This window comes from Fictibacillus enclensis (genome assembly GCF_001457035.1).
In the GTDB taxonomy this organism is placed as follows: Bacteria; Bacillota; Bacilli; order Bacillales; family Fictibacillaceae; genus Fictibacillus_C; species Fictibacillus_C enclensis.
In genome coordinates this window covers 158,921-184,480 of the sequence record NZ_KQ758621.1, presented here as the reverse complement: position 1 = coordinate 184,480, position 25,560 = coordinate 158,921, and the positions used below count along the sequence as shown (strand labels likewise).

Here is a 25,560-nt window from a genome sequence, read left to right as displayed (position 1 = left end):
ACTTCAGAAAGACCAATGTAACGCACATATCCCTTCTTTACCATATCGGCAATTGCACCAACCGTTTCTTCAATTGGAACGCTTGGATCGATGCAGGCTGTGCCAGGTTGATAAAGATCGATGTATTCAACACCTAGGCGCAGTAGGGTATCCTCAAGGAAATTCTTTACTGTATTAGGGTGGTTATCACTCTTTGGATGACTCTTGCCCTGAGAGTGTAGCTTGCCATCGAATTTTACTGAAATAAACACATTTTCCCGTTGGATTCCTTGGAATGCTTCACGTAGAAGTAATTCATTGTGTCCATCGCCATAGAAATCCCCTGTATCAAAGAGTGTAATGCCTTCCTCAAGTGCCGCATGGATTGTTGCAATACTTTCGTTTCGATCAGTTTTACCATATAGCCATGACATCCCCATACAACCGAGACCAATCTCAGAAACCAAAGGACCGTTTTCACCAAGTGCTCGTTTTTTCATTGATATATCCCCCTATCTAAAGTCTTCCCAGGTAATATCCAACGTTAAAATTCCTGCATGCTTTCCTTCAACAAATTTATTTAAGCTCTTTGTCGCTAACTCTGGTTTTCGAAAACAAACCAATTCTTTGTAATATCCAAACTTACGGCAAATTTCTGGTCTTACGGAGTGTATGCCACATCTATCTTTATCTAAATCATAAAAAATACATGTTCCATAATATCTGCTTTGATTCTCTAAATCTAAACGTACTTTAATAGGCATGGATTTTATTTTCTTTTTTATAATCTTAACTTCGCCTACACTGACAGGAACAGGACCGCAACATAACCCTTTACAACCTTGACATGGTAATGTCTCCATATTTACACTCCTTAATAAATATTTTTATCATTCCTGTTAGATTAGTAGTGTAATTAACATATGAAAAAGCCTCGCAAAAATGCGAGGCTTTAAAAAATCTTTTATCGAAGAAAAAACTTAGTTTCATATGAAATCTTAGACTTAGGGCAAGAAGGTAAGAGGCCATTCTTTAAATGTATTATAACATAAATTCAGATTATTCTCAATAATTAGTTTTTTAAGATATAAAAGAAAAACCTGTCTAATCAGCAAGTTTCTTTTTCATATCAAGGCTAAATCCTGCTTGCTGCAATATAGCCAAAAATAAATCAATACATACGAAGAAGAATGGTTTTTTTTAGTTGAAACGAAATTCCCCTCTTTTTATATTATAGGTGTAAGGTAAATTCTTTCTTTCTCTTAGGAGGCGATAGATATGGAAGTCTTTATTTATTGTGGCCAAGAATTTTCTTGGCAAAGAGACAGCCTATACTGCCCAAAGTGCGGACAGGCTGTAGTGGAAGGAGCCTACACGAATGATGGGTACTATAATTATGATGAAGTTCTTCTAGAATATGAAGATTATCATGGATATTTAAAGGAGGCAAAGAGTACATATCCTTTGTCCCCATTCATTTTATATAATATCCAAAGGTGTTTTTCTTGTTGGTTTTGGAAATACCTCGTCAAGTCTGTTCAGATCTTCTATGGTCAATTGAATCGTAGCAGCTTGAGCATTGGCTAAAACATGTTCTTCCTTAACAGCTTTTGGGATAGCAATTACGTTGTTCGAACGAATGGTCCACGCAAGAGCAATTTGTAATGGTTGCATATTGTATTTTTCCGCAATCTCAATGATGGTTGGATCGCTTAGTAATTGTCTTCTTAAGCTTCCTCCCTGGGCCAGGGGACTATAGGCCATAATTGGCATTTTATGTTCATGATGCCAGGGCAGGAGATCATAATCAATTCCTCTAGAACCCAGATGATATAACACTTGATTTGTCACACATTTTTTTCCGTTAGGGGTATTCCACAACTCAATCATATCTTCCGTATCAAAATTAGAAACTCCCCATCTTGCAATTTTACCATCCTTGCGCAGTTTCTCCATTCCTTCAATCGTTTCTGCCAAAGGAACACGGCCTCTCCAGTGTAAAAGATACAAATCAAGATAATCTGTTCCTAATCGTTTTAGACTATTTTCACATGCGCTTTCAATCAAATCTAAGCCGGAATGATGAGGATATACTTTCGATACTAAAAAAACTTTATCTCTACGCCCCTTGATTGCCTCACCAACCAAACGTTCGGAATCGCCATTTCCGTACATTTCAGCCGTATCGATTAGCTTCATGCCTAGTTCTATTCCAAATTGCAAAGCTTTGATTTCTTTGTTTTTCATTTGAGGATTTTCACCCATGTACCATGTTCCTTGACCAATACTTGGAAGAAAGGTTCCATCAGCTAAAGTTACGATACGTTTTTCAAGTGAATGCTTCATTCTCAATATTTTTTCATGGTCATGTAAACTCAATTTCATCATTCCTTTCAAAACTCACCTTGTTTTTCTTGAACGACAATTCCTTTATTACCATTTATTGAAAAACTGGATTATAATTTTTTAAAAAAATGTGGCTAAACATGTTGTAGTATAGCCACAAAAATAACATATTAATGCTCACTTACACCAAATGTGCTCCTCCATCAATAAGAAGAGCAGTACCGGTTGTAAAACCATTTTTCACTAAGTACACGTAGGCCTCTGCAATGTCTTCAGGCTGTGCCACGCGATTAACAGGTAGCTGCTGTGCAATGTTGCTGTATAAATTTTGTCTTTGCTCGTCAGGCATCCCTCCGTAGAGTGGGGTGTCTACGATACCAGGTGAAACAACATTTACCCGTATAGGGGCCAGGTCTACTGAAAGCCCTCTAACCAAGCCATCGATCGCTGAATTGATCGAAGCAAGTGTAGTTGCCCCCTGTGGCGGACGGATTCCATAAACACCAGAGGTCAATGTGATAGAACTGGTATCATTTAAGTACGGAATAGCAGCACGAACGGTTGAGTATTGCCCCCAAAACTTACTATCAAACGCTTCTCTAACATCCGCAACAGGTAAGTCACTAAAATGACCCATTGCACCTTCACCTGCCGTAACGACAAGGTGATCAAAATTACCTACCATTTTAAAAAAGTCAGCTAGTTTTTCTTCACTGCGAAAATCAATATTGTATCCTTCCACATTACCACCGAGTACATTCTTTGCATCCGATAGTTTTGCCTCTGAACGACTTGCAATAATGACTTGAGCAGATTCATCAAGAAATGCCTTTGCTGTGGATAATCCGATACCAGAAGTACCTCCTATTACGACTACACGTTTTCCTTTTAATGACATTGTATGAACCCTCCTAGAAAAATTCTTTTTAGGTTGTATCTGAAAACAAAATTACATACTATTTTTGGTGAAATAATATAAACCAACGCTACATTATTTTATTTTGCTAACAGTTTTAGCGCCTCACGATTGAATGCCGGGATATCATTTGGAAAACGGCTAGTCACAATATTATTGCTTACCACAACTTCTTCATCTTTGTAGTGAGCCCCTGCATTTTTTAAATCATTACGAATAGATTTGAAACCAGTTATGTCGACGCCTTTTAACAGGTCTGTATCGATCAATACTTGTGGTCCATGGCAAATGGCAAAAACAGGTTTGCCTTCTTGGATAAATTCTTTTGCGAATTGACCAAAGCGGTCATCTTCACGAAGTAAATCAGGGGAGAAACCACCTGGAATAAGCAAAGCATCAAAGTCTGCAGGATTAACCTCATCAATGGCTTTATCAATTTTTACGGTCGCGCCTTTTTTACCAGTGACTTCATTTCCTGCATCTTTATCAATTGTAATTACTTGATGACCAGCTTCTTTGAATGCTTCTGCAGGTTCTGTAAATTCAACATCCTCAAATAAATTGGTGATAAGTGTAGCAATTTTTTTGTCCAATCTAAAAACCCTCCTTGTAATCGCAAAAACTTTCTCAAAAAAATGCTAATAATTAATGGAAGAGGTGGGCTCGAAATTTACTTCCGAACCACTCTCTATCCAACTAAAATGTAACTAACGTAATGCTTTAACAAGGGCTTTTCCAAATTCTTTGGCCCCTTGTGGACCATCGCCAGTAATAATATCATCGTATGCAACAACATGTTGTTCAACATAGTTAACGTCAACAGCTATCAATTCGTTCTTTTGAACATCTACTGGATAGCAAGTTGCTTCTCTTCCAGAAAGCAAACCAGTTTTAGCAACTGTAACAGCCCCTGCACAAATTCCTGTTACAAGAACTTTCTCATTGTAAGCTTGCTTCAAAAAGCCTTGTAATTTTTGATCTCCCCATAGATGATCATTTGTACCAGATCCTCCAATGACTGAAACAACATCAAATTCTGTGGGCGATACGTCCGAAAAGATAACAGAAGCAGTTGCTTTTCCATCATAGTCACCAGTAATTTCACCTGCCACGGTGCTGGCAATGGTTACTTCGACTCCTGCATTTTCAAGTTCTTCTTTTGGTTTGAATAACTCATCTTCATTAAAACGTTCTGGCGGTGTTGTCACCCATTTCACCATCGATTTCCTCCAATACAGGTGCAATCATTTTACAAGGACCACACCATGGTGCCCAAAAATCCACTAAAACTAATCCCTCTTTCATTTCAGTGCTAAATGTTTGATCTGTTACGTGTGAGATAGCCATTATGATATCCTCCAGTTCATTCTTATAAGTTTAATGAAAGTGGTTTAATGTAATTAAAAAAGTTACAGTTTGCTTAGTTTGCAGTTAATGGTCTGGTAAATGTCCCTAACAAACTAATCTATTTTAAAAGCCACTTTCCAAATTGATTGCTTCCTGTTCAAAAGGAATTACTGTAATTTTAATGTTTACAGTTTGTGAAGTCAAGAAAAATTAACTTGATATTCTCAAATTCCATCCTTAGTGGGTATACTATGATAAAAGTTCTCATCTTATTTTCGTATTTCACCTGAAGCAGATTTTTGATGCCGAATCCATGAGCAAAGAAGTAGAAGCCGATAACTCCATTTATTTAGTCACTTTTATTTAATCCATTAATTTACAGTTGGCCCCATGAACTGTAATGATTAAATTTACAGTATAGCTGGAGGAAACGAGCTTAAATATTGTATTACATGCGCTTAATGAATATTAAAGATGATGACTCGGACGTGGAAAAACGTTCAAAGGAGGAAGGAAAACGATGATTGAAGTATTCGTTACAGTTAATTTTTTAGATAGAAATTATCAAACCAATGTTATTGTAAATAAAGAAATGACATGGAAAAAAATTAAAAAAATAGCAGAACAACAAGTCAAAAAACAATGGGATATTTAAATGTCTATACAAGGCATCGAATTGCTTTTTCATTAGCAAAAGTGGCGACAGCGGTTTCCATAATTGCTTGACAAGCTAAACTGTAATATTTAATATTACATTATATTATAATTGTTAAAAGGTGAAAAGGTTAACTGTATATTAAAAGGTTTTTATTTCTTAGGGGGTAGGGCAATGAATAGTGATTTTACGCTTGCCATTCATAGTTTAACTTTTCTTGCGTTGCAGCGAGACCGGATGTCAACAAGTGATGCTATCTCAGAGAGTGCCGGTGTCCACCCGGTACGCATTCGTAAAGTGTTAAGCTTGTTAAAAAAACATGGATTTATAAAATCAAAAGAAGGAACCGGCGGCGGATTTATTTTTACTCTAGACCTTAGTGAAGTTAATCTTTGGGATATATATAGGATAACCTCTGAAGGTGCTCTGCAGCCTAAGTGTCCTGATTCAAATAAAAATTGTATTGTGGGCGCGAATATGAAAAGAGTATTATTTACAATTTTCTTAGGTGCGGAAGAACATTTGGGTGAATTTTTAAAGAACTATACAATTAAAGAAGTTATCGATCTTGTAAATCAAGAACAAAATAGCAGCTGTGATTGATGGCCGTTAATTGCACGTTATGATGATTGGATTGGCAGGTCCTCAAAATCTTATAAAGGATGTGGCATCGAGCCACCAATTAACCCGTTTATTTCCTGCATAATTTGGGAATAACATATATAACCCTTTTACTTGCTTGCCCCCCATGACAAGCAAGACCCCCTAGTGAGCCTGGAGGATGACAGACCTTCAGGCTTTTTTTATGGCTGTGAACCTGTATTAGTAGTGAATTTGTCCGATATAATTTACATTTACTTCTTTTATTTGAAACCTGTTCCATAAGATGTGTTATAATTTTATATAAGAACAAAATGTTATTTTTATCGAATAAAGGTAGATGGGGGACAATTATGGCCATTTTAGTCACTGGCGGTTCAGGTTTTATCGGCAGTCATACCTGTATCGAGCTATTGAATGCAGGATATGAAATTGTTGTATTGGATAACTTATCAAACAGCCACATTGAATCATTAGAACAGGTCCGTGAGATAACCGGAAAGTCTTTTGTTTTTGAACAGGTGGATTTATTAGATAAAAATGAAGTAATGAGAGTATTTACGGATCATTCGATTGAAGCAGTTATTCATTTTGCTGGCCTAAAAGCGGTTGGTGAATCCGTATCTAAACCGCTTTTCTACTATTATAATAATGTAGCCGGAACGTTGGTGCTTTGTGAAGTCATGCAGCAATTTGGCGTAAAAAATCTGGTTTTCAGTTCATCAGCCACAGTTTATGGTCTGACAGATCAGGTCCCGATCTCCGAAGGAGCACCTCTCGATGCCACCAATCCGTACGGACGCACTAAGTTAATGATTGAGGAGATACTTCGAGATCTTTGTGTGTCTGATAGAGAATGGAGCATTTCGTTGCTGCGGTATTTTAATCCTATTGGTGCTCATGAAAGTGGGAAAATCGGAGAAGATCCCAATGGAACACCCAATAATTTAATTCCGTATATTACTCAAGTTGCAGTTGGAAAACTGCCTAAGCTCCAAGTGTTCGGCGATAACTATGAGACAGTTGACGGTACGGGCGTGAGAGACTACATCCATGTCGTGGATCTGGCGAAAGGCCACTTAAAAGCTTTGGCTAAAGTTTTAAACAGTAAAGGTATTGAAGCTTACAATCTTGGGACCGGTAATGGCTATAGTGTCCTTCAAGTTCTGCACGCCTTTGAACAAGTGGTTGGCGTAAAAATCCCATTTGATGTTACAGACCGCCGGCCGGGAGATGTGGCGATCAGTTATGCAGACCCATCAAAGGCCAAAAGTGAATTGGGATGGAAGGCAGAGAAAGATATACATGAGATGTGCCGTGATGCATGGAATTGGCAGAAGAACAATGTAAATGGTTTCAGGGGTAAGGTGTTACAATAATAATCTTTTTAAGACTAAAATCGACATAATATGACTTTGTATAAGCAAAGGTTTTTCAATAGGAAAGACTTGTCCAGCAAAAAATAAGGACAAGTCTTTCCTTCTATATTAAAGAGTAGCAGATTGTATAAAGTCAGGCATGTTGGAATGCGGATATAATGTTCACCTCGACTGTACCCTTCCCATTTTATTCTCTCCCTATTTTGCGGTTACTCCACCGTCAACCGGCAGTTCAATTCCGGTAATATGGCCCGCTTTGTCTGAAGCAAGGAATAAAACGGCCGTCGCAACTTCCTTCGCGGTTCCCAAGTTTGGTAAAGCGATTTGTGATAAAAAGTGCTGTACCACACATCTGGAAATAACATCGCGCTTAAATTGCCCATCACATATATCGTGGATGATATCTTTCCGCATACTCAGCAAAAGATATTAAAAGAAATTCTTTTATCCTATGTTCAGCCCAAATAACGATGGATTTTGAACAAATGCAGTACAAAAAGAGGACCTAATTGCCCTTGAGGCATATCAGGTTATTTTTTTATTAGACAATTTATTAAATTTATCTTGCAATTCTGACAATAAAAGTTATACTAAATGTAACCGATTACATTTTACATCTAGCAGAAATCATTTCATGAGTATAGGGGATGCACCAATGGTAAAAATGAGCGATGTGGCAGATAAGGCGAATGTTTCAAAAGCGACGGTTTCACGGGTTTTGAGAAATCCGGAAACCGTGAAAAAAGCAACGCGGGATAAGGTGCTGGCGATCATTGAGCAGTTGAATTACCAGCCGAACATATTGGCGCGGCATTTCAGGCGCAGTGAAACGAATACGATTCTTGTCGTGATTCCGAACATCATGAATACGGTGTTTTCCCATATTCTTGGCGGAATTGAACATGAAGCCGGGATGCATGGGTACCGTGTAATTCTCGCCAATACGAACAGGCAGGTGGAAAAGGAGTATGAGTATCTTGACCATTTGAGACAGCGCCAGGCGGACGGCATGATTTTGCTGTCAGCCCGGATGGATAAAGGCGTCTTATCAGAAGTGATGAAACAGTATCCGGTTGTTCTCACTGCAGACTATCTGGAAGGCATTCCCATTCCGACGGTGACTATTGATAATGTAAGCAGCGGCCGGACGGCAACCGAGCATCTGATCAAGCTCGGCCATTCCCGAATCGCTCATATTACCGGTCCGCTTCATCTGCTGGTCAGTCAGGACCGCCTGAAAGGGTACCGTCAGGCGCTATTGCAAAATGACCTGGATGTTGACAACATCCTGATCCAGGAGGGCGATTTTTCCCATGAATCAGGGTACAACCAGATGACCAAGCTGCTGGCGCTGGAACATCCGCCAACTGCGGTGTTTTCGGCCAATGATGAAATGGCTACAGGCATCATTAAAGCGGCGAAGGATCATGGTCTCTCAGTTCCTGAAGATCTAGCGGTTGTGGGATTTGATAACGTCAAGCTCTCCGCAATTTATGACCCGGGCATTACGACGATCGCCCAGCCGATGTTTGAAATGGGAAGCAAAGCAATGGAGCTGCTGCTTCAGCAGATCAACGGGGATGAAACGAGCAAGAAACAATACGTGCTTCAAAATGAGCTTGTAATCCGGGAGTCCTGCGGAGCAAATCAGAAAAAACTCGGTTAGTCATGTAATGGGTTACATTTTACAGACTTAAGAACCCCTTTATTTTAGGGGGCTAGCAACAATGAAAAATGAAACCGATTACATTTTAAAATATGCACTATATCAAAAAGGAGAGGTTGTTTATGTCCAAACGCATACCCGTTGCGCTGCAGATGTTCACGCTGCGCAATGAAACAGAGAAAGATTTCACAGGAACACTGAAAAAAGTAGCGGAAATCGGCTATGAAGGCGTAGAGTTTGCAGGATATGGCGGGCTGGAGGCCACTGAATTAAAGAAGGTGCTCGATGATCTTGGATTAAAAGCTGCATCCAGCCATGTCCCATTGATTACATTGGAATCTGAACTGAGCTCTGTTATTGAGTATCAGCATGCAATTGGCAACAAGCACATTGTCTGTCCGTTCCTGCCTCCTGAGCGAAGAAGCGAGCAGGATTACCGCGAGCTCGTTTCCATTCTGAATTCTGTTGGTGAAACCTGTGACAAGGAAGGCTTGTCCTTCGCGTACCATAACCATGATTTCGAACTTCAGCCATTGTCTGACGGACGCAAGCCGCTTGAAGTGCTGCTCGAAGAAACCAATCATGACTGGGTAAAAGCAGAGTTTGATGTGTACTGGCTGACGAAAGCGGGAGAAGATCCTGTGAAATGGCTTGAAAGGTATCAGGGACGCACACCACTCGTTCATTTAAAAGACATGACCACAGACGGGGAGAAGTTCTTCGCAGAGCTTGGCACCGGCGGCGTGGATCTTTCTGCGATTTTAAATAAAGGAGAAGCTTCCCAGGTCGAATGGTGGGTCGTTGAACAGGACCAAAGCCGCCGTTCACCGCTTGAGAGCATCGAAATGAGTTTTCAATACCTCACCAAGAACTACATAACGGTATAACCATCATTTAAAACAAGAAAAGAGGGAATTGCTGTGAAAAGAGTAATGTTGATGTTAAGCCTTGTGGCAGCACTGTTGTTATCAGCATGTGGGTTAAATGGCGGTGGATCGAAGGAATCATCTGCCGATGGTTCAGGCTCCAAAGGGAAAAAGACGCTGGAATTGTGGCAGATTGATCCGGGTGAAAAAGAGAAAGTGTATAAGGAAGCCGTTGCACGCTTTGAGAAAAAGCATCCAGATGTAAAGGTGAAATTCCTTACGATTCCGAACGACGCTTACAAGCAAAAGCTTTCTGTTGCGATGTCCGGCAACCGTGCGCCTGACGTGTTTACCAGCTGGGGCGGCGGCTGGCTCAAAAACTTTGTGGACCAGGATAAGGTGCTTGATATTTCAGCTGATACCGATAAAGAGCATTTCAACAAATTGGCGCTCGACAATTCAACGTATGACAACAAAGTATACGGATTGCCGCTGGGCTTATCCGTCGACGTGATCTTTTACAACAAAGAAATTTTCAAGAAATACGGGTTAACCCCTCCGAAAACCTATGATGAGTGGCTGAAAGTCATCGATACACTAAATAAGAATGACATTATTCCTCTTGCGCTGGCTAACAAGACGAAATGGCCAGGTGCTTATTATTTCATGAACTTCGCGAGCCGTGTAGGCGGACCTGAATTGTTTGACAGCGCGTTCCACCGTACGGGCAAAACCTTTGATGATCCTGCGTATGTGAAGGCAGGAGAGCTGATACAGGAATTGGTGAAGAAGAAGGCCTTTAACTCTGGCTTTAACGGCATCTCGTATGATGAAGGCCAAAGTCGCCAGCTCGTGTATTCCGGCAAAGCGGCTATGATTGATATGAGTCTTGCATTTGTAAACAACATGAAAGAAGAAGCGCCTGATTTTGCGAGCAAGCTTGATTTCTTCATCTTCCCGACCGTTAAAGGCGGCAAAGGTGACCAAACAAACCTTGGCGCAGCAGCAGCTCCGGTATGGTCTGTTGCGAAAAACAGCAAAAACCAGAAGCTGGCCACTGAGCTTGCCAAAGAGATGACTAGTACGGAAACCGCAAAAGCCTATGTGGAGCGTACAGGATCCTTAACTTCAGTGGATGGCGTGGCTCCGAATGATGAAATGGGCAAACGCTTCTATGAAGCTGTAAGTCATGCGACACACCTTCAAATGCCTTACGATCAAACCCTTCCTCCAGAGCTTGCAGAGCTTCATAAAGACACTACACAAGCGGTGTTCGGTCTCGACATGACACCGCAGGAAGCAGCGAAAAAGATGGAGCAAAAAGCGAAGCAAGACTTGAAGAAGGAGTAAATGACGGAGAATCAAAGGGGCAAAGAGCCCCTTTGATTCTTTCCTTCATAAAACGTGAGGAGGGATGACGTGGAAACGCAATTAAAAGGAGTACGAACGGCAACACCCGCGGCGCAAACAGCAACACGGCCAAAGAAGAAGTCATTGAACAAATTCATTACGATCAGCTTATTTCTGGCCCCGGCCATCATTGTTTATATCCTTTATGTGCTGTACCCGATCTTCACGACGCTGCTCTACAGCTTTTACAAGTGGGACGGGGTCGGCGCCGGTGAATATGTGGGTTTGCAGAACTATATTAACCTGCTGAGTGATAACGTGTTTTGGACGTCGCTTACGAACAATACGTGGGTAATTCTGACATCGATTTTTGTTCAGATCCCGCTCGGGCTGATCATGGCACTCATGCTATTGGCACCGATTCGCGGCATCAGGCTGTTCAGCGGAATTTACTTTTTTCCGTTCCTGATTTCCACCGTTGCAGTCGGTTTGCTATGGGTATTGATGCTCGATCCATTAAACGGGATCATCAACCAGATTGTGAGTGTGTTTGGCTTTGAAAATGTGGAATGGCTGAGCCAGACCCATACGGCCATGTTTGCGGTCTTGCTCGTAATTGTCTGGCAGTTTTCTCCGTTTTACATGATTCTCTTTAAGGCAGCGATCGTCGGTATTCCGGAAGAGCTGTATGAAGCGGCGGAGATCGACGGGGCAAGCGCGTTCACGAAGTTTTTCCGTATCACCTTGCCGCTCTTGATGCCAACGATTGTGAGCTCATCCATCCTCGCTATTGTAGGATCGCTGAAGGCGTTTGATATTTTCTACGTTATGACCGGCGGAGGGCCGAACCACAGTACGGAGCTTCTCGGAACGTACATGTTCAAGCAGGCGTTCGTGAACTTTAACATGGGCTATGCCAGCGCCATCGCATTTGTCATGTTCTTCCTGGCTATGATAGTGACCATCATCATTCAGGCGCTTGATTATTACCGGAAAAAGAAAGGAGCCTATGTATGAATGTAGCGATTAAAAAAGTCCCTTTGTATGTGATTGCCCTTATTCTGCTGGTGTTCACAGGCTATCCCTTTCTTTACATGATCTCCACCAGCTTAAAAAGCCGGACGCAGTTCTTTGAAAAGCCGTATTCCCTGTTTTCATCCTTTACGTTAGAAAACTTCAAAAGTGTATTTGAAATGGGACTGTCTCGTTATTTTTTCAATAGTATTCTTGTATCGGTCATTGCCGTGTTTGCCGTTATGCTGATTGCAGCGCTGGCCAGCTATCCGCTGAGCCGGATGAAATTTAAGCTGAACCGCGTGGTGTTCCTGCTGTTTATTGCGGGCATGATGCTTCCGATTCACGCCACCTTGATCCCGGTCTTTAAGCTTTCCCAAAGCATGGGATTGTATGACACCGTTTGGGCGCTGCTCGGGCCGTATATCGCATTCAGCTTGCCGATTTCGATCTTTATTTTGACGCAGTTCATGCAGGAGATTCCGGCTTCACTGGAGGAAGCGGCGAAGATTGACGGCTGCAGCCATTTTGGCATTTTCTGGCGGGTGATTCTGCCGATGCTGACTCCGGCGTTGATGACCGTTTTAATTTATAACTTTATCCATCTATGGAACGAATTTATCTTTGCTCTCGTGCTCATTTCAAGTCCTGAAAATATGACCTTGCCGCTAGGATTGCAGGATTTTAAAGGCGAATTTTCTGTCAACATTCCGGGCTTGATGGCCGCACTGACATTGGCCAGCCTGCCGATTCTTGTTGTCTATATTTTCTCGCAGGAAAAAGTGGTCAAGGGACTTGCGGGCGGAGCAGTAAAAGAGTAATAGACAGGAGAGAGATACCATGAAAAAGATTAACATTGGACTGATTGGCTGCGGTGTGATCAGTGATATTTATTTGAAAAACTGCAGCAGTTACGATCATCTGGAAGTGGTGGCTGTATCCGATCTGGATCAGAAGCGGGCAGAAGAAAAGGCCCAGCAGTACAACATTCCGTCTGTTCTTTCAGTGGATGAACTGATCCATCATGAAGATATTGACATTGTGCTGAACCTGACACCTCCGGGCGGTCATTATGCGCTTTGCCTGCAGGCGCTGAACGCTGGTAAGCATGTTTACGTGGAAAAGCCGCTTTCGGTTTCTGTTCCGGAAGCTCAGGAACTGATTGATACGGCAAACGAGAAAGGACTGCTGATCGGTGCTGCGCCGGATACGTTCCTTGGAGCAGGACTGCAAACATGCCGTGCCTTGATTGAGGACGGAGCCATCGGCCAGCCGGTCGCGGCGACGGCTTTCATGATGTCACGGGGACCCGAGCAATGGCATCCGAGCCCGGCGTTCTTTTACCAGGCGGGCGGCGGACCGATGTACGATATGGGCCCTTACTATCTGACCGCCTTTATTTCAATGCTCGGACCGGTAAAACGCGTAACCGCGTCTGCCGGCATGCCGTTTTTGGAGCGTACGATTATGTCAGGAGAAGATGCGGGCAAGAAAATCCCTGTTCATACACCGACACATATTTCAGGTAATGTGGAGTTTGAAAGCGGAGCCGTTGGCACGATCATCACAAGCTTTGACGTGCAGGCGAGCCGGCTTCCTTTTATCGAGATTTATGGAACGGAGGGAACGATCTCCGTTCCGGATCCAAACACATTCGGCGGTCCTGTCGTGTTGAAGCAAAAGGGATCTGACGAGTGGGTGGAGCAGGAGCTTGTGTCTGAAACAGTGGAAAATTCAAGAGGAATAGGAATCGCTGATATGGCAGATGCGATCTTGGAAAAACGGCCGCATCGAGCTTCAGGTGAACAAGCGTTTCATGTGCTGGAGATCATGCACGGATTCCACGAGGCGGCGTCACTTGGCAAGCATTATGACATGCAGAGCACTTACAACCGCCCGGCAGGCGTAAACGAAACGTTAGTATCAGGAGGGAACCAATAAATGAACACATTACGAGTTGGAGTGATCGGCTGCGGCAGTATCGCAAGAAAGCGCCATCTGCCAGAATATGAAGCAAACGAACAAGTAGAGATTGTAGCAGTTTGCGACCTTCTCCCAGAACGGGTGCAGGAAACTGCAAGCAAGTATGGAGCTGCCAGCTATACCGATTATGAAGAACTTTTGAAAAATCCGGATATTGATGCAGTCAGCGTGTGTCTGCCGAACTACCTGCATGCGCCTGTAACGATTGCGGCACTAAATGCTGGCAAGCACGTGCTTTGTGAGAAGCCAATGGCTACTTCAAAGGAAGAAGCAGAAGAGATGAACAAGGCGGCTCAGGAAAGCGGCAAAACATTGATGATCGCTCATAACCAACGATTTGTGGCTTCCCATCAGAAGGCCAAGCAACTGATCGACAGCGGTGAGCTCGGAAAAATCTACAGCTTCCGCACCACCTTCGGCCATCCTGGACCGGAGCAGTGGAGCATCGATGGCCGCAACAGCTGGTTCTTTGACAAAGAAAAAGCTTTTATCGGCGCGATGGGTGACCTTGGCGTACATAAAACCGACCTCATGCGCTACCTCCTCGGTGAGATCACCGAAGTCGGCTCGTTCATCGATACTAGCGCGAAGGAAAACACAGAAGTCGATGACAACGCAGTCTGCATTTTAAAGACCGAAAAAGGCGTGATCGGCACCCTGGCTGCAAGCTGGTCCTATGTTTCCGGCGGAGACAACTCAACCATCATTTACGGTGAGAAAGGCATTCTACGTCTGGAAGATAATCCGAATTATTCCCTCGTCGCTCAATACAAAACCGGCGAAACCGTCAACTACGAGCTGGAGAGAATCCAATCCAATGATAAAGGCGGACAGACCCAATCTCATGTCATCGACCATTTCACGGACGCTGTCCTGAATGGAAAAATTCCGCTTATTACGGGAGAAGAAGGCATGAAGTCCCTGGATGTCATCCTCGCTGCGATTGAGTCGAACCAGACCAAGCAGATTGTGAAGGTTGGGGTGAGTGAGGGGAAAGCTCTTACTCATTAATAGAGTATTCATGATAGGATGACCTCGGTATGGTTCCGGGGTCGTCTTTGTTTTTGGGGGGAGAAGCTGATGTTATAATGGATCACAAAGTGGATGGAGGGGAAGCAGATGTCTTACGAAGTTGTACATACCAACGTGTTTTCTTTAGAAGAAGGTGGAGGAAATCCATGTCCCGTTGTGTTAAATGCCGATGATTTAACAACAGAGGAAATGCAAAGGATGACAAAGGACTTTGCTCATGAAACAGCCTTTGTGTTAAAACCAACTCGTCCAGATTGTGATGTAAAGTTTCGTTTTTTTGTTCCATTACATGAGATGGAAATGTGTATTCATGCGACAATTGGAAGCACCACTGTTCTTGTAAAACGGGGATTGATCAAACACTCACCGCTTCAGGTGGAGACCTTGTTAGGGCCAGTTAGAGTGGAATGGGAAGTAAAAGGATCGGAGGTAGACGTTACTGTTGAACAATTCTCCCCGGAATTTAAGGACGAAAACCCTTCAAAGGAAGAAGTATGCAAAGCATTAGGTATTGGAATGGATGACATTCATGACTTTCCTGTTCAATCTGTTTCTGCGTCTCGTTATAAATTAATCATTCCATTAAAAAGCGTTGAAACACTTAATCGTCTTACACCCGATTATGAATACCTTTGGAAATTATGTGACGAATATAACACGACTGGATTTTACCCTTTTGCGATTGAACAAAACAACGGGCAGAGTGTCCAAGCTCGTCAATTTCCCAAAAGAGCCGGGTATAACGAAGATCCGGCAACAGGTGTAGCTGCGTGTGCATTAGGTGCCTATTTAACCGAACATAACGTGTTTTCATCATTATCGGAGGGTTGGAACAGTTATCGAGTGATCCAGGGAGTCGCTATGGACCGGCCAAGTATTATTGTTTCTGAAACATGTAGTAAAGAAAATAAAGTAATCCGCACTCGAATTAAAGGAAACGCACTAGAAACACGTTAAGTGTTTTAGTGCGCGAGACTTTATAAGGTATATTGAAAGGCCTTTACTACAATTCCATCGTCAAGGGGAGAAAAGTCCAGTTCGGGTAACCGCTTGAAACCCATTCGCTCATAAAGCTTAACGGCACTTTTCATAAAATCTGCCGTATGGAGACCGACCGCAGGATATCCTTTGGCCTTGGTTCTAACAAGGCATTCTTCAACGAGCGCTTTTCCAATCCCCCGCTTCCGGAACGAAGGGTCCACCACTAGCATTCTTATTTCCGGCAAAGTTGAAATCCCAGTCAGCCCATCATAGGCATCGGTTTCTGGAGGGAATACTACGATACTTCCAGCAATCTCCCCGCCCCATTCTGCGACCAAATACTCCACTTCTTCCTCCGTGCTCACATCAGCAGAAATGGCCTTTAATAATACCTGCAAATGCGCTGCAGGTACATCTTGTTCATACTGTGAATAAGCTTTGATCCTTTGTTCTTGAAGGAATTCAAATTCATATTCCTTCGCCGTTCGAACGACTAACATGCAGAACCCTCCTGAGAATAGTGTAGGTACATCTTATAATAGCTTAGGTGGCATATATAGTTTTAAATTGATTTATTTTATTTTGATAATGATTTATTAACCCAAAAGGAGCAACTAAAAGAGTCGATCCATTACAAACATCAAAGACTCTATTTTCTTCACTAGGTATTTTTCGCTTTCCAATGGTCAGATGTTTGTATAGATATAGGAGATCTAAGTGCCAGGGGGAGTTTGGTTTGAATGCCTGCCGGGTTTAACGTTTTATTCTCAAGAAACTTTTAATAGAAGTATACAAAAACTTTATTGTTTTAATAAATAAATCCCCTACTTTTTGTAATAAAAGATTTAATTTTCCTGGGAGTATGATATCAATAAAAAGCAACAACATGAAGCAAGAAATTAAAACAGAAAAAGTTATAAGAAGAACATCTGTAGAAAGAATGTTGATGTCATTAGCAAGATTTATCATATTCAAAAATTTTATGTATAGGTTAAATAGCAAAATTCCAATACAGATGGAAACAATAAATTGAAAAAAGTTTTTCATATATTTTGCTAACTCAAGGATAACTCTATATGTAAAACCTGCATTAAGAATTCTGGTATTAAGTCAAAATCCCTATAAAGAGCATTGAAAGTAGTCCAATAACGTTCTTCTATTATTTTATAAAAACTGCTTAACTTAGTTTGAAAGTCTTCAGTAAGCTTTAATTTGTTTTCCTTATAAAATGCTTGTTTAAGCTCAAGGAAATCATTGATGATTTTTTTGTTGCCCAGTTGATATAGAGGAGCTTCATCTGCGAGCGTATTACTGAACCATTTTAATATAAGATTCATTTTTTGCTCATCATTTTCAATCTCTAATATGTATTTAAGGTTGTAGTAAATTGGTCCAGTTATATTTTCCAATCCTTCTTTTGCTTGGTTAATATAAAAACTATAATTCTCTTTTTTTCTACCGAATAGATAAGTGAAAAAAGAAGCTAAAATAGCCACAATTACTGAGAGATATTCTTTTAGGAAAGGCAAAATTGATTCCATTGTTTCTTTCATCGTTTATCACCCTATAGTTTATATTAATTTTAAAGTTTATAGTCTATTTCCCAGTTTAAAAAGAGGGAAACTATTTATTTTGTAAATAAGAGAGATATGTGGCGTACCAAACTGAAAAATATGATGATGCGCCAGCCATGGTTGTACCATCTTTTTTAAAAATGATTTATTTAGTCAGTGGAGCTATAAAAACGAAGTGTAACGCCTCCATTTTGTCAGTAAACAATGAAACATGCGGAGTAATACATAATTTCCGTGAGTAAGCCCATCAAACCGTGAGTAACGCCCTAAAACCAACCTTCCCCTCCATAACAAAAACTGCTAACGTGTAAGCAGGCCACCCACTATGCAAAAAAGGAGGAGGTTTATTGAACCTGCAGACTCAAAAACGCTCCCCGCTCATTTCTCTATATGAAAGTAAACACAACGAAAAAGACGTGGTCCAACCCCATCATCATCAAAACCATCAGATTCTCTACATCTTGGATGGGGAAGGGATCTGCATGCTCGATGGCGTGGAAAACACACTTAAAACGGATTGTTTTATGATTATTCCGCCCGGAGTGGAGCACTCCATCCATTCCCATTCGAAAACGAGTGTGCTTGTTTTGGAGTTTGACGCAGCCACACTCGGTGAGGACATTCAGCAGGAGGTTATTCCTCATGTTTTTCGAAAAGCGTGTGTGCTGCAGCTGAATACGTTCGACAGCAGTGATGTTCGGCAGCTCCTCCGGAAAAAACTGTATGAACAATCCCACCGTGATCTTTTTTGGCAAATGGCACTCAAGAACTCGTTGAGCGAGATGCTGATCATCATTTCACGCTCTTACACCCAGGAGGCGGCGGACCTTAATTCGCTGAGGGTGGAGCAGCTGAAGCGGTACATCGAAACAAGGTACTTTGATATCCGCAGTACGGAGGAATTGGCGAACCGGATCGGCATCAGCAAACGTTACCTTCAACAGATCTTCAAAGAATACTACAGCATGACTCCTCTTCAGTATTTAACCGAAGTCCGCATAGGGAGGGTAAAGAAAGAGCTGCTTGAAACAGAAAAGGATATTGTATCGATCTGTTTTGAGATGGGCTTTGAATCGTTATCTACGTTTTACCGGCTGTTTAAAAAAATGGTCGGTGTCTCTCCAAATGTCTACCGAACGACGTACAAATCAAAATGAGTTCCGAAATTGAGAATTTCATTCGCTATCTAGTAAGACAGGATGAGCTTATGCCTTTAAACTGACGTTAAATCAGTGAGGAGGTTAGAGCCATGACGACTCATAATGCAGGTGTCATTTTAAACGGCGTAACAGGAAGAATGGGAACCCGGCAGCACTTGATCCGCTCCATTCTGGCCATTCGGGAACAAGGCGGTGTGCAGCTGAACAACGGTGATGTGGTGATGCCGGATCCGATATTGGTCGGGCGAAATGAAAAGAAGCTGGCAGCTCTGGCCGAAGCTCATTCGCTCAGCCGATGGACAACTGATCTGTCCGAAGCGCTGCAAGACGAGTACAACGTGATCTATTTTGATTCCCAAACGACCGACCGTCGGCAGGAGGCGATCAAACAGGCGATTGCTGCCGGAAAGCATATCTATTGTGAGAAGCCGACAGCCACCTCAATGGAAGGTTCCCTGGAGCTTGCTAGAATGGCAGAGGAGGCTGGTGTCAAAAACGGTGTAGTGCAGGATAAATTGTTTCTTCCAGGCATCATGAAGCTCAAACGCCTGCTGGATGCCAACTTTTTTGGAGAAATCCTTTCGGTGCGCATGGAGTTTGGCTACTGGGTGTTTGAGGGGGACTGGCAAGAATGCCAGCGGCCGTCATGGAACTATAAGAAGGAGCTGGGCGGAGGCATTATCGTGGATATGTTCCCTCACTGGCGCTATGTGCTGGATGACCTGTTTGGCGGGATAAAAGCCTTGTCGGCTGTGACTTCGACACACATTGGGACCCGGGTGGATGAAGAGGGGAATACATATAATGCCACAGCAGATGATGCGGCGTACGCCACCTTTGAGCTGGAAAACGGCGTGATTGCAAGTGTCAATTCTTCCTGGGCTGTAAGGGTCAACCGGGATGACCTCCTCACCATTCAAGTGGACGGAACGGAAGGAAGCGCGGTGGCGGGGCTTCGCCAGTGCAAAACGCAGCACCGAATCAACACGCCAAAACCGGTATGGAACCCGGACCTTGAGAATACCATCGATTTTCAAAGCCAGTGGAGCGAAGTCCCAGATAACCAGATTTTTGACAACGCTTTCAAGGTGCAGTGGGAACTGTTTTTCAAGCATGTCTTCCAGGGTGATCCGTTCCCGTGGGATCTGTTAGAGGGAGCAAAAGGAACGCAGCTTGCCGATCTCGGACTGCAATCAGCCAAAGAACGCCGCTGGCTTGATGTGCCGGAATTGACCACAGCAGGGAGGGTGAAGGATGAGCACTATATATCTTCCAGCTCCTGATGGCACCGCGTTTCACTATCATCTTAAAAACAAGGAACCACTTCCAATATCAAAATCAACGGCTGACCCGTTTCGTTCAAGAACCGCATATGCCGCAGCCCATGTGGTCGCCAATCCTTTCTCGCAGAGTAAAAGGGATGTTATCGATTGGGAGCTGACCCTGCATTATCGGCGCCATTTATGGTCACTTGGCTTTTCGGTGGCGGAAGCGATGGACACCGCGCAGCGCGGCATGGGCCTTCAATGGGAGGACGCAAAGGAACTTATCACCCGCTCTGTGAACGAGGCGAAGGCGGTTGGCGGAGGGATTGCCTGTGGCGCCGGGACCGATCATCTTCGTGATGATGACCATTTTTCGCTCGAAGCGATTTGTGAAGCCTACGAGGAGCAGGTTGCTCATATTGAACAGGCGGGAAGCCAGGTGATCCTTATGGCCAGCCGCGCGCTGGCTGCCTCTGCCCGGTCCCCTGAAGACTATGAGTTGGTATACGGAAGAATCCTGAAACAAGTTTCAAAGCCGGTTATTCTTCACTGGCTGGGAGATATGTTTGATCCGAAGCTTGCCGGCTACTGGGGATCCAGCGACCTGGATGAAGCAATGGAAAACTGTCTGGCGATCATCCGAAACTATGAAAACAAGATCGACGGGATCAAAATCTCATTGCTTGATGACCAAAAAGAAATCAAAATGCGCCGGCTGCTGCCAGCTACGGTGAAAATGTATACCGGTGATGATTTTAATTATCCATCTCTGATCGAGGGAGACGAAGTTGGCTATAGTCATGCCTTGCTGGGCATTTTTGACGGGATTGCGTCTGTTGCTTCCTCCGCTCTGGGTGATTTGGACAGCGGAAATTTGGCGGACTACCGGAAGAAGATGAATGTGACCGTTCCCCTTTCCCGACATATTTTCCAAGCACCGACGTACTGTTACAAGACGGGCATCGTGTTTCTGGCGTATCTCAATGGGCATCAGCCTCATTTCCGAATGGTAGCTGGTGCGGAAAGTACGCGTTCCATCCTGCATCTCTCTCAATTGTTCCAGCTCGCTGACCAGGCGAACGTGCTCGCTGATCCTGAGCTCGCCATCGAACGGATGAAGCCTTTGCTTCAACTGGCCGGTGTTCATCAGATTGAGGCCGTCAAATGAGCGGCGCTGTGGATGTGAAAAGGCTCAGCTTAAACCAGATCACAACGGAAAACTGGTCACTGCCCGAGGCGATTGAAGGTTGCCTCAGGCAAGAGATTGAAACGATTTCAATTTGGCGGCATAAAATCGCCGATATCGGATTGAAGGAGAGCAGCCGGTTGATACGGGAATCCGCCCTGAACGTGTCCAGTGTATGCCGGGGTGGAATGTTTCCTGCCCTGTCGCAATCAGAACGTAACGAACGGATTGAAGATAACAAACGCGCAGTGGAAGAGGCAGCGGAGCTTGGCACAGAGGTGCTAGTGCTTGTATGCGGACCTTCCCCTCATAAAGATCTCTCGGAAAGCCGCAAGTGGGTGCAGGAGGGAATCGAAGCGATCCTGCCGTTTGCCCAGCAGCATGGAGTGAAGCTTGGCATTGAGCCTCTGCATCCCATGTTTGCGGCGGACCGGTCGGTGATTACCACCCTTGCTGAAGCCAATGACCTGAAAGGAAGAATCGGATCAGAACAGGTTGGCGTTATTGTAGATGTGTTTCACGTATGGTGGGATCCCTATTTGTATGAAGAAATCGACCGTGCCAACGGGAACATTCTTGGATTTCATGTTTCTGACTGGAAGGTGCCGATCACCGATCTGTTTATGGGCCGTTCCTTGATGGGAGAAGGAGTCATTGATATCCCGCGTATCCGTAAGGCGGTGGAACAAAATGGCTACCACGGGCCGATTGAGGTTGAAATTATGAACAAGGAACTGTGGAAGATGCCTGGCGATGAAAATCTCGCGCTGATCAAAAAGGCATTTGCTCAGCATGTCTAATTCTTCAACAAATTATAGCAACATCTGTCATCAATCCCGGTAAATGAAGCAACATGAACAAAGCATGCTGATTCCCGACCTTTTACCATAAGAGGAAGGAGTATTGCATACAGGGAGTGATTTCATGAAATTGGCGTTTACCACGCTTGGATGCCCGGACTGGAATCTAGAAACAATGATCTCGCGTGCCGTTCAGCACGGTTATCAGGGAATCGACTTTCGCGGATATCTGGGAGAAATGGAAATCTACCGGCTGCCCGAGTTTTCGACAAATCTGGAAGTAACAAGGGACCGATTCAGGGAAGCTTCACTTGAAATTCCCTGCTTTTCCAGTTCGGTCCGCTTATTTACCGAATCAACGGAGCAACGAGAAGAGTACCTTGCAGAGTTGAAACAGTATGCTGATCTTTGCGAGTATTTTGGAACCCCATTTATCCGGGTGTTCGGCGGTTTGATTGGGGACCGTGAGAAAGAGGAAGCGATAACCATTGCCGCTCGGAATACGGCAGAGTATTTGAAGGTCTTCGAAGGTCTGCCGGTCACTTTGCTGCTGGAAACGCACGATGACTGGACGAGCTGCCGGGTCGTGCAGGAGCTGCTTAGCCGGGTGAATTCTCCTCAGATGGAGGTTTTATGGGATGTTCATCATCCGTACCGGACGATCGGAGAGGAACCGGAGCAAACATGGAACGTATTGGGAGATAGAATCAGGTATACCCACTGGAAGGATTCCTATGTGAAAACAGAGCACAAGAGAGGCTATCAGCTTTGTCTGCTTGGAGAGGGAGATATCCCACTTTACCGGATGTATCGTTTGCTGAAGGATCAAGCCTATGAGGGGTATTTTACGCTGGAGTGGGAAAAGGTCTGGTGCCCAGAAATTGAAGAGCCGGAAATTGCGTTTAAGCAATATGCTCATTTTATGAAGCAGTTGGAACAGCAGGTCTCCTCTGGTCCGACCATGAAATTCTGACACCGGGAGGAAGCGAATGATCAATTTTGCGATTGCAGGATGCGGAAGGGTGGCAGCCGTTCATGCGGAAGCGATCCAACAGGCGCAAGGAGCTAAGCTTCTTGCTGTTTGTGATACCAACGAGGAACGTCTTTATTCTTTTGCACAAAACTATGGAGCGGTGTCCGCCTTTGTCGATTTCAGAGCAATGATCAATGATCCCGCTATCGATGTGGTCAATATATGCACTCCGAATGCCCTTCACGCAGAAATGGCCATCCAGGCAATGGAAAAGGGCAAGCATGTCATGATCGAAAAACCGATGGCATTATCGATTCGTGATGCAGACCGGATCATCGAAACGGCGAAAAAACACCATGTCAAAGCAACAGTCGTTCATCAAAACCGGTTCAATGAGGCGGTTCAAACGACAAGAAAAGCACTGGAAGAAGGCAAGTTTGGAAAAATGGCTTACGGGACGGCGAACATCCGCTGGCGTCGGGGCAAGGAATATTATGATCAGGATGCCTGGCGTGGAACGGCCGCCATGAAGGACGGCGTTTTGATGAACCAGTGCATCCATACCATTGACTTGCTGATCTGGCTGATGGGACCGGTCAAAAGCGTGATGGGAAAAACGGCAACCCGAACCGTGGATATTGAAATGGAAGACATCGGAACCGCCCTTCTTGAATTCCAGGATGGATCCATCGGCGTGGTCGAAGGAACAGGTGCCATTTATCCCGCCGATCTCGGAGCAAGCTTGAATTTATTCGGAGAAAACGGCACCGTCTGCATTGGCGGTAACGCGGCTAACCAAATTGAAAAGTGGCGCTTCTCCACCTCCTTTCATAAGGAGGAAAGCAAGATGGTCTCCGATCAAAGCAACCTTCCCGACTCCGTGTACGGCGAAGGCCACAAAACCATCGTCACCGACTTCATCCGGGCCATCCAAACAGACACCGAACCCTACGTCTCACTAAAAGACGGCAAAGCCGCCATCCAAGTCATCCTAGCCATCTACGAATCTTCCAAAACAGGAAAAGCTGTAGACCTGGGTACAAAGCGGGATACCAAGAAAAACACACTCTTGTCCGGCTGACAAAATTTTTTTAAAAAAGATTATTACAGGAGAGCATTTCTTCTTCATTGCTAAGTTGATTGGAGTGCAAGGGCGAGACTCCTTAGGGATTAGCGGGACAGGTGAGACAAGGTAGGCGTTTACGCCGGTCACAGGCTCACCGCCCGCCCCTAGGAAAGCGAGCTCCTGGAACGGAATATCAACCACTTCTAGAGCAAGGTTTTGAAAAAAACTACAAGGAGGGCACGAAAGATGGAAAACGTAAGGCTTGGAGTCATTGGAGCAGGAAACATGGGAGGAGCGCACGCACGCTATCTTCTCAACGGAGAAATCAACGGAGCCGTTCTCACCGCCGTCCTAGATTCGAGCAAAGAACGGGCTGAAGCACTAAGAAAAGAACTTGGGAGCAATGTACAGATCTTCACCGACGAAGATTCATTCTTCGCATCCGGTCTGGTCGATGCCGTACTGATCGCAACGCCTCATTATTTTCATTCTCCGCTCGCCATCAAAGCATTTGACCATCAGTTGCATGTGCTTTGTGAAAAGCCCGCAGGCGTGTACACCAAACAAGTCCGTGAAATGAACGAAGCCGCCGAAAGAAGCGGAAAGGTATTTTCCATGATGTACAACCAGCGCACCAATCCGCTGTACCAGAAGCTTCGGAATCTCATCCTTACGGGAGAACTGGGCGAAATCCGCCGGGTGAACTGGCTGATCACCAACTGGTACCGGTCGCAAAGCTATTACGATTCAGGCGGCTGGAGAGCCACATGGGAAGGAGAAGGCGGCGGTGTGCTCATCAATCAGTGTCCGCACCAGCTCGATCTGTGGCAGTGGATGACAGGCATGATGCCCAAGCGCATGCGTGCGTTTTGCTATTTTGGCAAGCACCGGGATATCGAGGTGGAGGATGATGTCACCGCCTTTGCGGAGTATGACAATGGCGCGACCGCGGTCTTTGTTACGACAACAGGAGAAGCTCCGGGAACAAACAGGCTGGAGATTGCCGGCAGCCGGGGCAAGGTGGTTGTTGAGAACGACAAGCTCGATTACTGGAGGCTTCGGGTATCAGAGCCTGAGTTTAACCGTGAATACAAAGGCGGCTTCGGGGCACCGGAATGCTGGAAGGTCGAGGTGCCGATTGAAGGCAAGGAAACGGCGCACCGCGGCATCACCCAGAACTTTGTGGACGCTATCCTGAAGGGAACTCCGCTCATTGCACCGGGAATGGAAGGGATTAAGGGGCTTGAGCTTTCCAATGCGATGCATCTTTCCACATGGCTGGATGACTGGGTGGAATTCCCGATAAACGAGGATCTCTATCTGAAACATCTGCAGGAAAAAGCGGCACAATCCACCGGGAAAAAAGATAAAATCAGCGTTGTGCTGGATGTTGGCGGCACGTACTGATAAAGGAGCGGACAC

General features: G+C 44.3%; 27 protein-coding genes and 1 pseudogene. 18 read left to right on the top strand and 10 right to left on the bottom strand.

Translation table 11 applies throughout. The features are described 5' to 3' along the window. The 7 genes and pseudogenes from AS030_RS20965 to AS030_RS23240 form a co-directional block, all read right to left on the bottom strand. Nucleotides 1–479: aldo/keto reductase (locus AS030_RS20965; protein WP_141687135.1), on the bottom strand; the 479-nt coding region annotated here is incomplete at its 3' end. Nucleotides 480–491: 12 nt separating this feature from the next. After that, nucleotides 492–842, bottom strand: coding sequence for a YkgJ family cysteine cluster protein (locus tag AS030_RS20960; RefSeq protein WP_061975379.1), 351 nt, complete (start codon nucleotides 840–842; stop codon nucleotides 492–494). Between the two features lie 616 nt (nucleotides 843–1,458). Next, nucleotides 1,459–2,364 carry an aldo/keto reductase gene (locus AS030_RS20955; RefSeq protein ID WP_205728280.1) on the bottom strand — a complete coding sequence of 302 codons (906 nt, stop codon included), beginning with the start codon at nucleotides 2,362–2,364 and terminating at the stop codon, nucleotides 1,459–1,461. Between the two features lie 142 nt (nucleotides 2,365–2,506). Continuing rightward, nucleotides 2,507–3,223, bottom strand: a complete 717-nt coding sequence (locus tag AS030_RS20950; protein ID WP_061975375.1) for an SDR family oxidoreductase — start codon at nucleotides 3,221–3,223, stop codon at nucleotides 2,507–2,509. Nucleotides 3,224–3,321: 98 nt separating this feature from the next. Then, nucleotides 3,322–3,834, bottom strand: coding sequence for a type 1 glutamine amidotransferase domain-containing protein (locus AS030_RS20945; RefSeq protein WP_061975373.1), 513 nt, complete (start codon nucleotides 3,832–3,834; stop codon nucleotides 3,322–3,324). A 114-nt stretch (nucleotides 3,835–3,948) separates the two neighbouring features. Further along, complete coding sequence (locus AS030_RS20940) at nucleotides 3,949–4,461, bottom strand: DJ-1/PfpI family protein (RefSeq protein ID WP_061975370.1); 513 nt, start codon at nucleotides 4,459–4,461, stop codon at nucleotides 3,949–3,951. Next, nucleotides 4,445–4,588, bottom strand: a pseudogene (locus AS030_RS23240) (thioredoxin family protein); the annotation flags it as partial. The pseudogene AS030_RS23240 and the gene AS030_RS20940, both read right to left, overlap by 17 nt. A 520-nt stretch (nucleotides 4,589–5,108) precedes the next feature. Between AS030_RS23240 and AS030_RS20935 the strand changes: the two are divergent. The 3 genes from AS030_RS20935 (at nucleotide 5,109) to galE (ending at nucleotide 7,222) form a co-directional block, all read left to right on the top strand. After that, on the top strand, nucleotides 5,109–5,243 hold the full coding sequence (locus tag AS030_RS20935) for a BA3454 family stress response protein (RefSeq protein ID WP_061975368.1): 135 nt from the start codon (nucleotides 5,109–5,111) through the stop codon (nucleotides 5,241–5,243). Nucleotides 5,244–5,417: 174 nt separating this feature from the next. Then, nucleotides 5,418–5,846, top strand: coding sequence for an RrF2 family transcriptional regulator (locus AS030_RS20930; protein ID WP_061975366.1), 429 nt, complete (start codon nucleotides 5,418–5,420; stop codon nucleotides 5,844–5,846). Between the two features lie 350 nt (nucleotides 5,847–6,196). Beyond that, entirely contained in the window at nucleotides 6,197–7,222 is a 1,026-nt protein-coding gene (gene galE, locus AS030_RS20925) for a UDP-glucose 4-epimerase GalE (RefSeq protein ID WP_061975364.1), read from the top strand. A gap of 198 nt (nucleotides 7,223–7,420) precedes the next feature. Here galE and AS030_RS24875 read toward each other — a convergent pair whose 3' ends face one another. Further along, a complete protein-coding gene (locus AS030_RS24875) occupies nucleotides 7,421–7,636 on the bottom strand; it encodes an SDR family oxidoreductase (RefSeq protein WP_061975362.1) in 216 nt (71 codons plus the stop codon). 241 nt (nucleotides 7,637–7,877) lie between these two features. On the opposite strand from AS030_RS24875, the gene AS030_RS20915 reads away from it, so the two are divergent. The 8 genes from AS030_RS20915 to AS030_RS20880 all read left to right on the top strand — a co-directional run bounded on the left by AS030_RS20915 (nucleotide 7,878) and on the right by AS030_RS20880 (nucleotide 16,090). Further along, nucleotides 7,878–8,888, top strand: a complete 1,011-nt coding sequence (locus AS030_RS20915; RefSeq protein ID WP_061975360.1) for a LacI family DNA-binding transcriptional regulator — start codon at nucleotides 7,878–7,880, stop codon at nucleotides 8,886–8,888. A gap of 122 nt (nucleotides 8,889–9,010) precedes the next feature. Beyond that, nucleotides 9,011–9,775, top strand: coding sequence for a sugar phosphate isomerase/epimerase family protein (locus tag AS030_RS20910; protein ID WP_061975358.1), 765 nt, complete (start codon nucleotides 9,011–9,013; stop codon nucleotides 9,773–9,775). A gap of 33 nt (nucleotides 9,776–9,808) precedes the next feature. Continuing rightward, nucleotides 9,809–11,104, top strand: coding sequence for an extracellular solute-binding protein (locus AS030_RS20905; protein WP_061975356.1), 1,296 nt, complete (start codon nucleotides 9,809–9,811; stop codon nucleotides 11,102–11,104). Nucleotides 11,105–11,173: 69 nt separating this feature from the next. Beyond that, on the top strand, nucleotides 11,174–12,121 hold the full coding sequence (locus tag AS030_RS20900) for a carbohydrate ABC transporter permease (protein WP_061975354.1): 948 nt from the start codon (nucleotides 11,174–11,176) through the stop codon (nucleotides 12,119–12,121). Then, on the top strand, nucleotides 12,118–12,939 hold the full coding sequence (locus tag AS030_RS20895) for a carbohydrate ABC transporter permease (protein ID WP_061975352.1): 822 nt from the start codon (nucleotides 12,118–12,120) through the stop codon (nucleotides 12,937–12,939). The genes AS030_RS20900 and AS030_RS20895 overlap by 4 nt, the downstream gene beginning before the upstream one ends. A gap of 19 nt (nucleotides 12,940–12,958) precedes the next feature. Then, nucleotides 12,959–14,059: a Gfo/Idh/MocA family protein gene (locus AS030_RS20890; RefSeq protein WP_061975350.1), complete on the top strand. Its 1,101-nt coding sequence runs from the start codon at nucleotides 12,959–12,961 to the stop codon at nucleotides 14,057–14,059. Beyond that, complete coding sequence (locus AS030_RS20885; RefSeq protein WP_061975348.1) at nucleotides 14,060–15,112, top strand: Gfo/Idh/MocA family protein; 1,053 nt, start codon at nucleotides 14,060–14,062, stop codon at nucleotides 15,110–15,112. It abuts the gene before it with no gap. Between the two features lie 108 nt (nucleotides 15,113–15,220). Further along, nucleotides 15,221–16,090 carry a PhzF family phenazine biosynthesis protein gene (locus AS030_RS20880; protein WP_061975346.1) on the top strand — a complete coding sequence of 290 codons (870 nt, stop codon included), beginning with the start codon at nucleotides 15,221–15,223 and terminating at the stop codon, nucleotides 16,088–16,090. Nucleotides 16,091–16,110: 20 nt separating this feature from the next. Here AS030_RS20880 and AS030_RS20875 read toward each other — a convergent pair whose 3' ends face one another. Together AS030_RS20875 and AS030_RS20870 are read right to left on the bottom strand one after the other, a co-directional pair. After that, nucleotides 16,111–16,614, bottom strand: coding sequence for a GNAT family N-acetyltransferase (locus tag AS030_RS20875; RefSeq protein ID WP_061975344.1), 504 nt, complete (start codon nucleotides 16,612–16,614; stop codon nucleotides 16,111–16,113). A gap of 555 nt (nucleotides 16,615–17,169) precedes the next feature. Next, nucleotides 17,170–17,667, bottom strand: a complete 498-nt coding sequence (locus tag AS030_RS20870; protein ID WP_061975342.1) for a hypothetical protein — start codon at nucleotides 17,665–17,667, stop codon at nucleotides 17,170–17,172. A gap of 368 nt (nucleotides 17,668–18,035) precedes the next feature. On the opposite strand from AS030_RS20870, the gene AS030_RS20865 reads away from it, so the two are divergent. From AS030_RS20865 to AS030_RS20835, 7 genes are all read left to right on the top strand, one after another. Next, on the top strand, nucleotides 18,036–18,845 hold the full coding sequence (locus tag AS030_RS20865) for a helix-turn-helix domain-containing protein (protein ID WP_240482443.1): 810 nt from the start codon (nucleotides 18,036–18,038) through the stop codon (nucleotides 18,843–18,845). 92 nt (nucleotides 18,846–18,937) lie between these two features. Continuing rightward, nucleotides 18,938–20,131, top strand: a complete 1,194-nt coding sequence (locus tag AS030_RS20860) for a Gfo/Idh/MocA family protein (protein ID WP_061975340.1) — start codon at nucleotides 18,938–18,940, stop codon at nucleotides 20,129–20,131. After that, nucleotides 20,103–21,281, top strand: coding sequence for a dihydrodipicolinate synthase family protein (locus AS030_RS20855; RefSeq protein ID WP_061975338.1), 1,179 nt, complete (start codon nucleotides 20,103–20,105; stop codon nucleotides 21,279–21,281). The genes AS030_RS20860 and AS030_RS20855 overlap by 29 nt, the downstream gene beginning before the upstream one ends. Further along, nucleotides 21,278–22,099, top strand: a complete 822-nt coding sequence (locus AS030_RS20850) for a sugar phosphate isomerase/epimerase family protein (RefSeq protein ID WP_061975335.1) — start codon at nucleotides 21,278–21,280, stop codon at nucleotides 22,097–22,099. Before AS030_RS20855 ends, AS030_RS20850 begins: the two co-directional genes overlap by 4 nt. Nucleotides 22,100–22,223: 124 nt before the next feature. Next, nucleotides 22,224–23,072 carry a sugar phosphate isomerase/epimerase family protein gene (locus AS030_RS20845; protein ID WP_061975333.1) on the top strand — a complete coding sequence of 283 codons (849 nt, stop codon included), beginning with the start codon at nucleotides 22,224–22,226 and terminating at the stop codon, nucleotides 23,070–23,072. A 16-nt stretch (nucleotides 23,073–23,088) separates the two neighbouring features. Continuing rightward, nucleotides 23,089–24,153, top strand: coding sequence for a Gfo/Idh/MocA family protein (locus AS030_RS20840; protein ID WP_061975332.1), 1,065 nt, complete (start codon nucleotides 23,089–23,091; stop codon nucleotides 24,151–24,153). Nucleotides 24,154–24,384: 231 nt separating this feature from the next. Then, nucleotides 24,385–25,545 carry a Gfo/Idh/MocA family protein gene (locus AS030_RS20835; protein ID WP_061975330.1) on the top strand — a complete coding sequence of 387 codons (1,161 nt, stop codon included), beginning with the start codon at nucleotides 24,385–24,387 and terminating at the stop codon, nucleotides 25,543–25,545. Nucleotides 25,546–25,560 lie beyond the last annotated feature (15 nt).

What these genes read in the sequence shown, in the direction of transcription:
- AS030_RS20960 (WP_061975379.1), bottom strand. Translation starts at nt 842, where the DNA reads ATGGAGACATTACCATGTCAAGGTTGTAAAGGGTTATGTTGCGGTCCT.
- AS030_RS20955 (WP_205728280.1), bottom strand. Translation starts at nt 2,364, where the DNA reads ATGAAATTGAGTTTACATGACCATGAAAAAATATTGAGAATGAAGCAT.
- AS030_RS20950 (WP_061975375.1), bottom strand. Translation starts at nt 3,223, where the DNA reads ATGTCATTAAAAGGAAAACGTGTAGTCGTAATAGGAGGTACTTCTGGT.
- AS030_RS20940 (WP_061975370.1), bottom strand. Translation starts at nt 4,461, where the DNA reads ATGGTGAAATGGGTGACAACACCGCCAGAACGTTTTAATGAAGATGAG.
- AS030_RS20935 (WP_061975368.1), top strand. Translation starts at nt 5,109, where the DNA reads ATGATTGAAGTATTCGTTACAGTTAATTTTTTAGATAGAAATTATCAA.
- AS030_RS20930 (WP_061975366.1), top strand. Translation starts at nt 5,418, where the DNA reads ATGAATAGTGATTTTACGCTTGCCATTCATAGTTTAACTTTTCTTGCG.
- galE (WP_061975364.1), top strand. Translation starts at nt 6,197, where the DNA reads ATGGCCATTTTAGTCACTGGCGGTTCAGGTTTTATCGGCAGTCATACC.
- AS030_RS24875 (WP_061975362.1), bottom strand. Translation starts at nt 7,636, where the DNA reads ATGCGGAAAGATATCATCCACGATATATGTGATGGGCAATTTAAGCGC.
- AS030_RS20915 (WP_061975360.1), top strand. Translation starts at nt 7,878, where the DNA reads ATGGTAAAAATGAGCGATGTGGCAGATAAGGCGAATGTTTCAAAAGCG.
- AS030_RS20910 (WP_061975358.1), top strand. Translation starts at nt 9,011, where the DNA reads ATGTCCAAACGCATACCCGTTGCGCTGCAGATGTTCACGCTGCGCAAT.
- AS030_RS20895 (WP_061975352.1), top strand. Translation starts at nt 12,118, where the DNA reads ATGAATGTAGCGATTAAAAAAGTCCCTTTGTATGTGATTGCCCTTATT.
- AS030_RS20890 (WP_061975350.1), top strand. Translation starts at nt 12,959, where the DNA reads ATGAAAAAGATTAACATTGGACTGATTGGCTGCGGTGTGATCAGTGAT.
- AS030_RS20885 (WP_061975348.1), top strand. Translation starts at nt 14,060, where the DNA reads ATGAACACATTACGAGTTGGAGTGATCGGCTGCGGCAGTATCGCAAGA.
- AS030_RS20880 (WP_061975346.1), top strand. Translation starts at nt 15,221, where the DNA reads ATGTCTTACGAAGTTGTACATACCAACGTGTTTTCTTTAGAAGAAGGT.
- AS030_RS20875 (WP_061975344.1), bottom strand. Translation starts at nt 16,614, where the DNA reads ATGTTAGTCGTTCGAACGGCGAAGGAATATGAATTTGAATTCCTTCAA.
- AS030_RS20870 (WP_061975342.1), bottom strand. Translation starts at nt 17,667, where the DNA reads ATGAAAGAAACAATGGAATCAATTTTGCCTTTCCTAAAAGAATATCTC.
- AS030_RS20860 (WP_061975340.1), top strand. Translation starts at nt 18,938, where the DNA reads ATGACGACTCATAATGCAGGTGTCATTTTAAACGGCGTAACAGGAAGA.
- AS030_RS20855 (WP_061975338.1), top strand. Translation starts at nt 20,103, where the DNA reads ATGAGCACTATATATCTTCCAGCTCCTGATGGCACCGCGTTTCACTAT.
- AS030_RS20850 (WP_061975335.1), top strand. Translation starts at nt 21,278, where the DNA reads ATGAGCGGCGCTGTGGATGTGAAAAGGCTCAGCTTAAACCAGATCACA.
- AS030_RS20845 (WP_061975333.1), top strand. Translation starts at nt 22,224, where the DNA reads ATGAAATTGGCGTTTACCACGCTTGGATGCCCGGACTGGAATCTAGAA.
- AS030_RS20840 (WP_061975332.1), top strand. Translation starts at nt 23,089, where the DNA reads ATGATCAATTTTGCGATTGCAGGATGCGGAAGGGTGGCAGCCGTTCAT.
- AS030_RS20835 (WP_061975330.1), top strand. Translation starts at nt 24,385, where the DNA reads ATGGAAAACGTAAGGCTTGGAGTCATTGGAGCAGGAAACATGGGAGGA.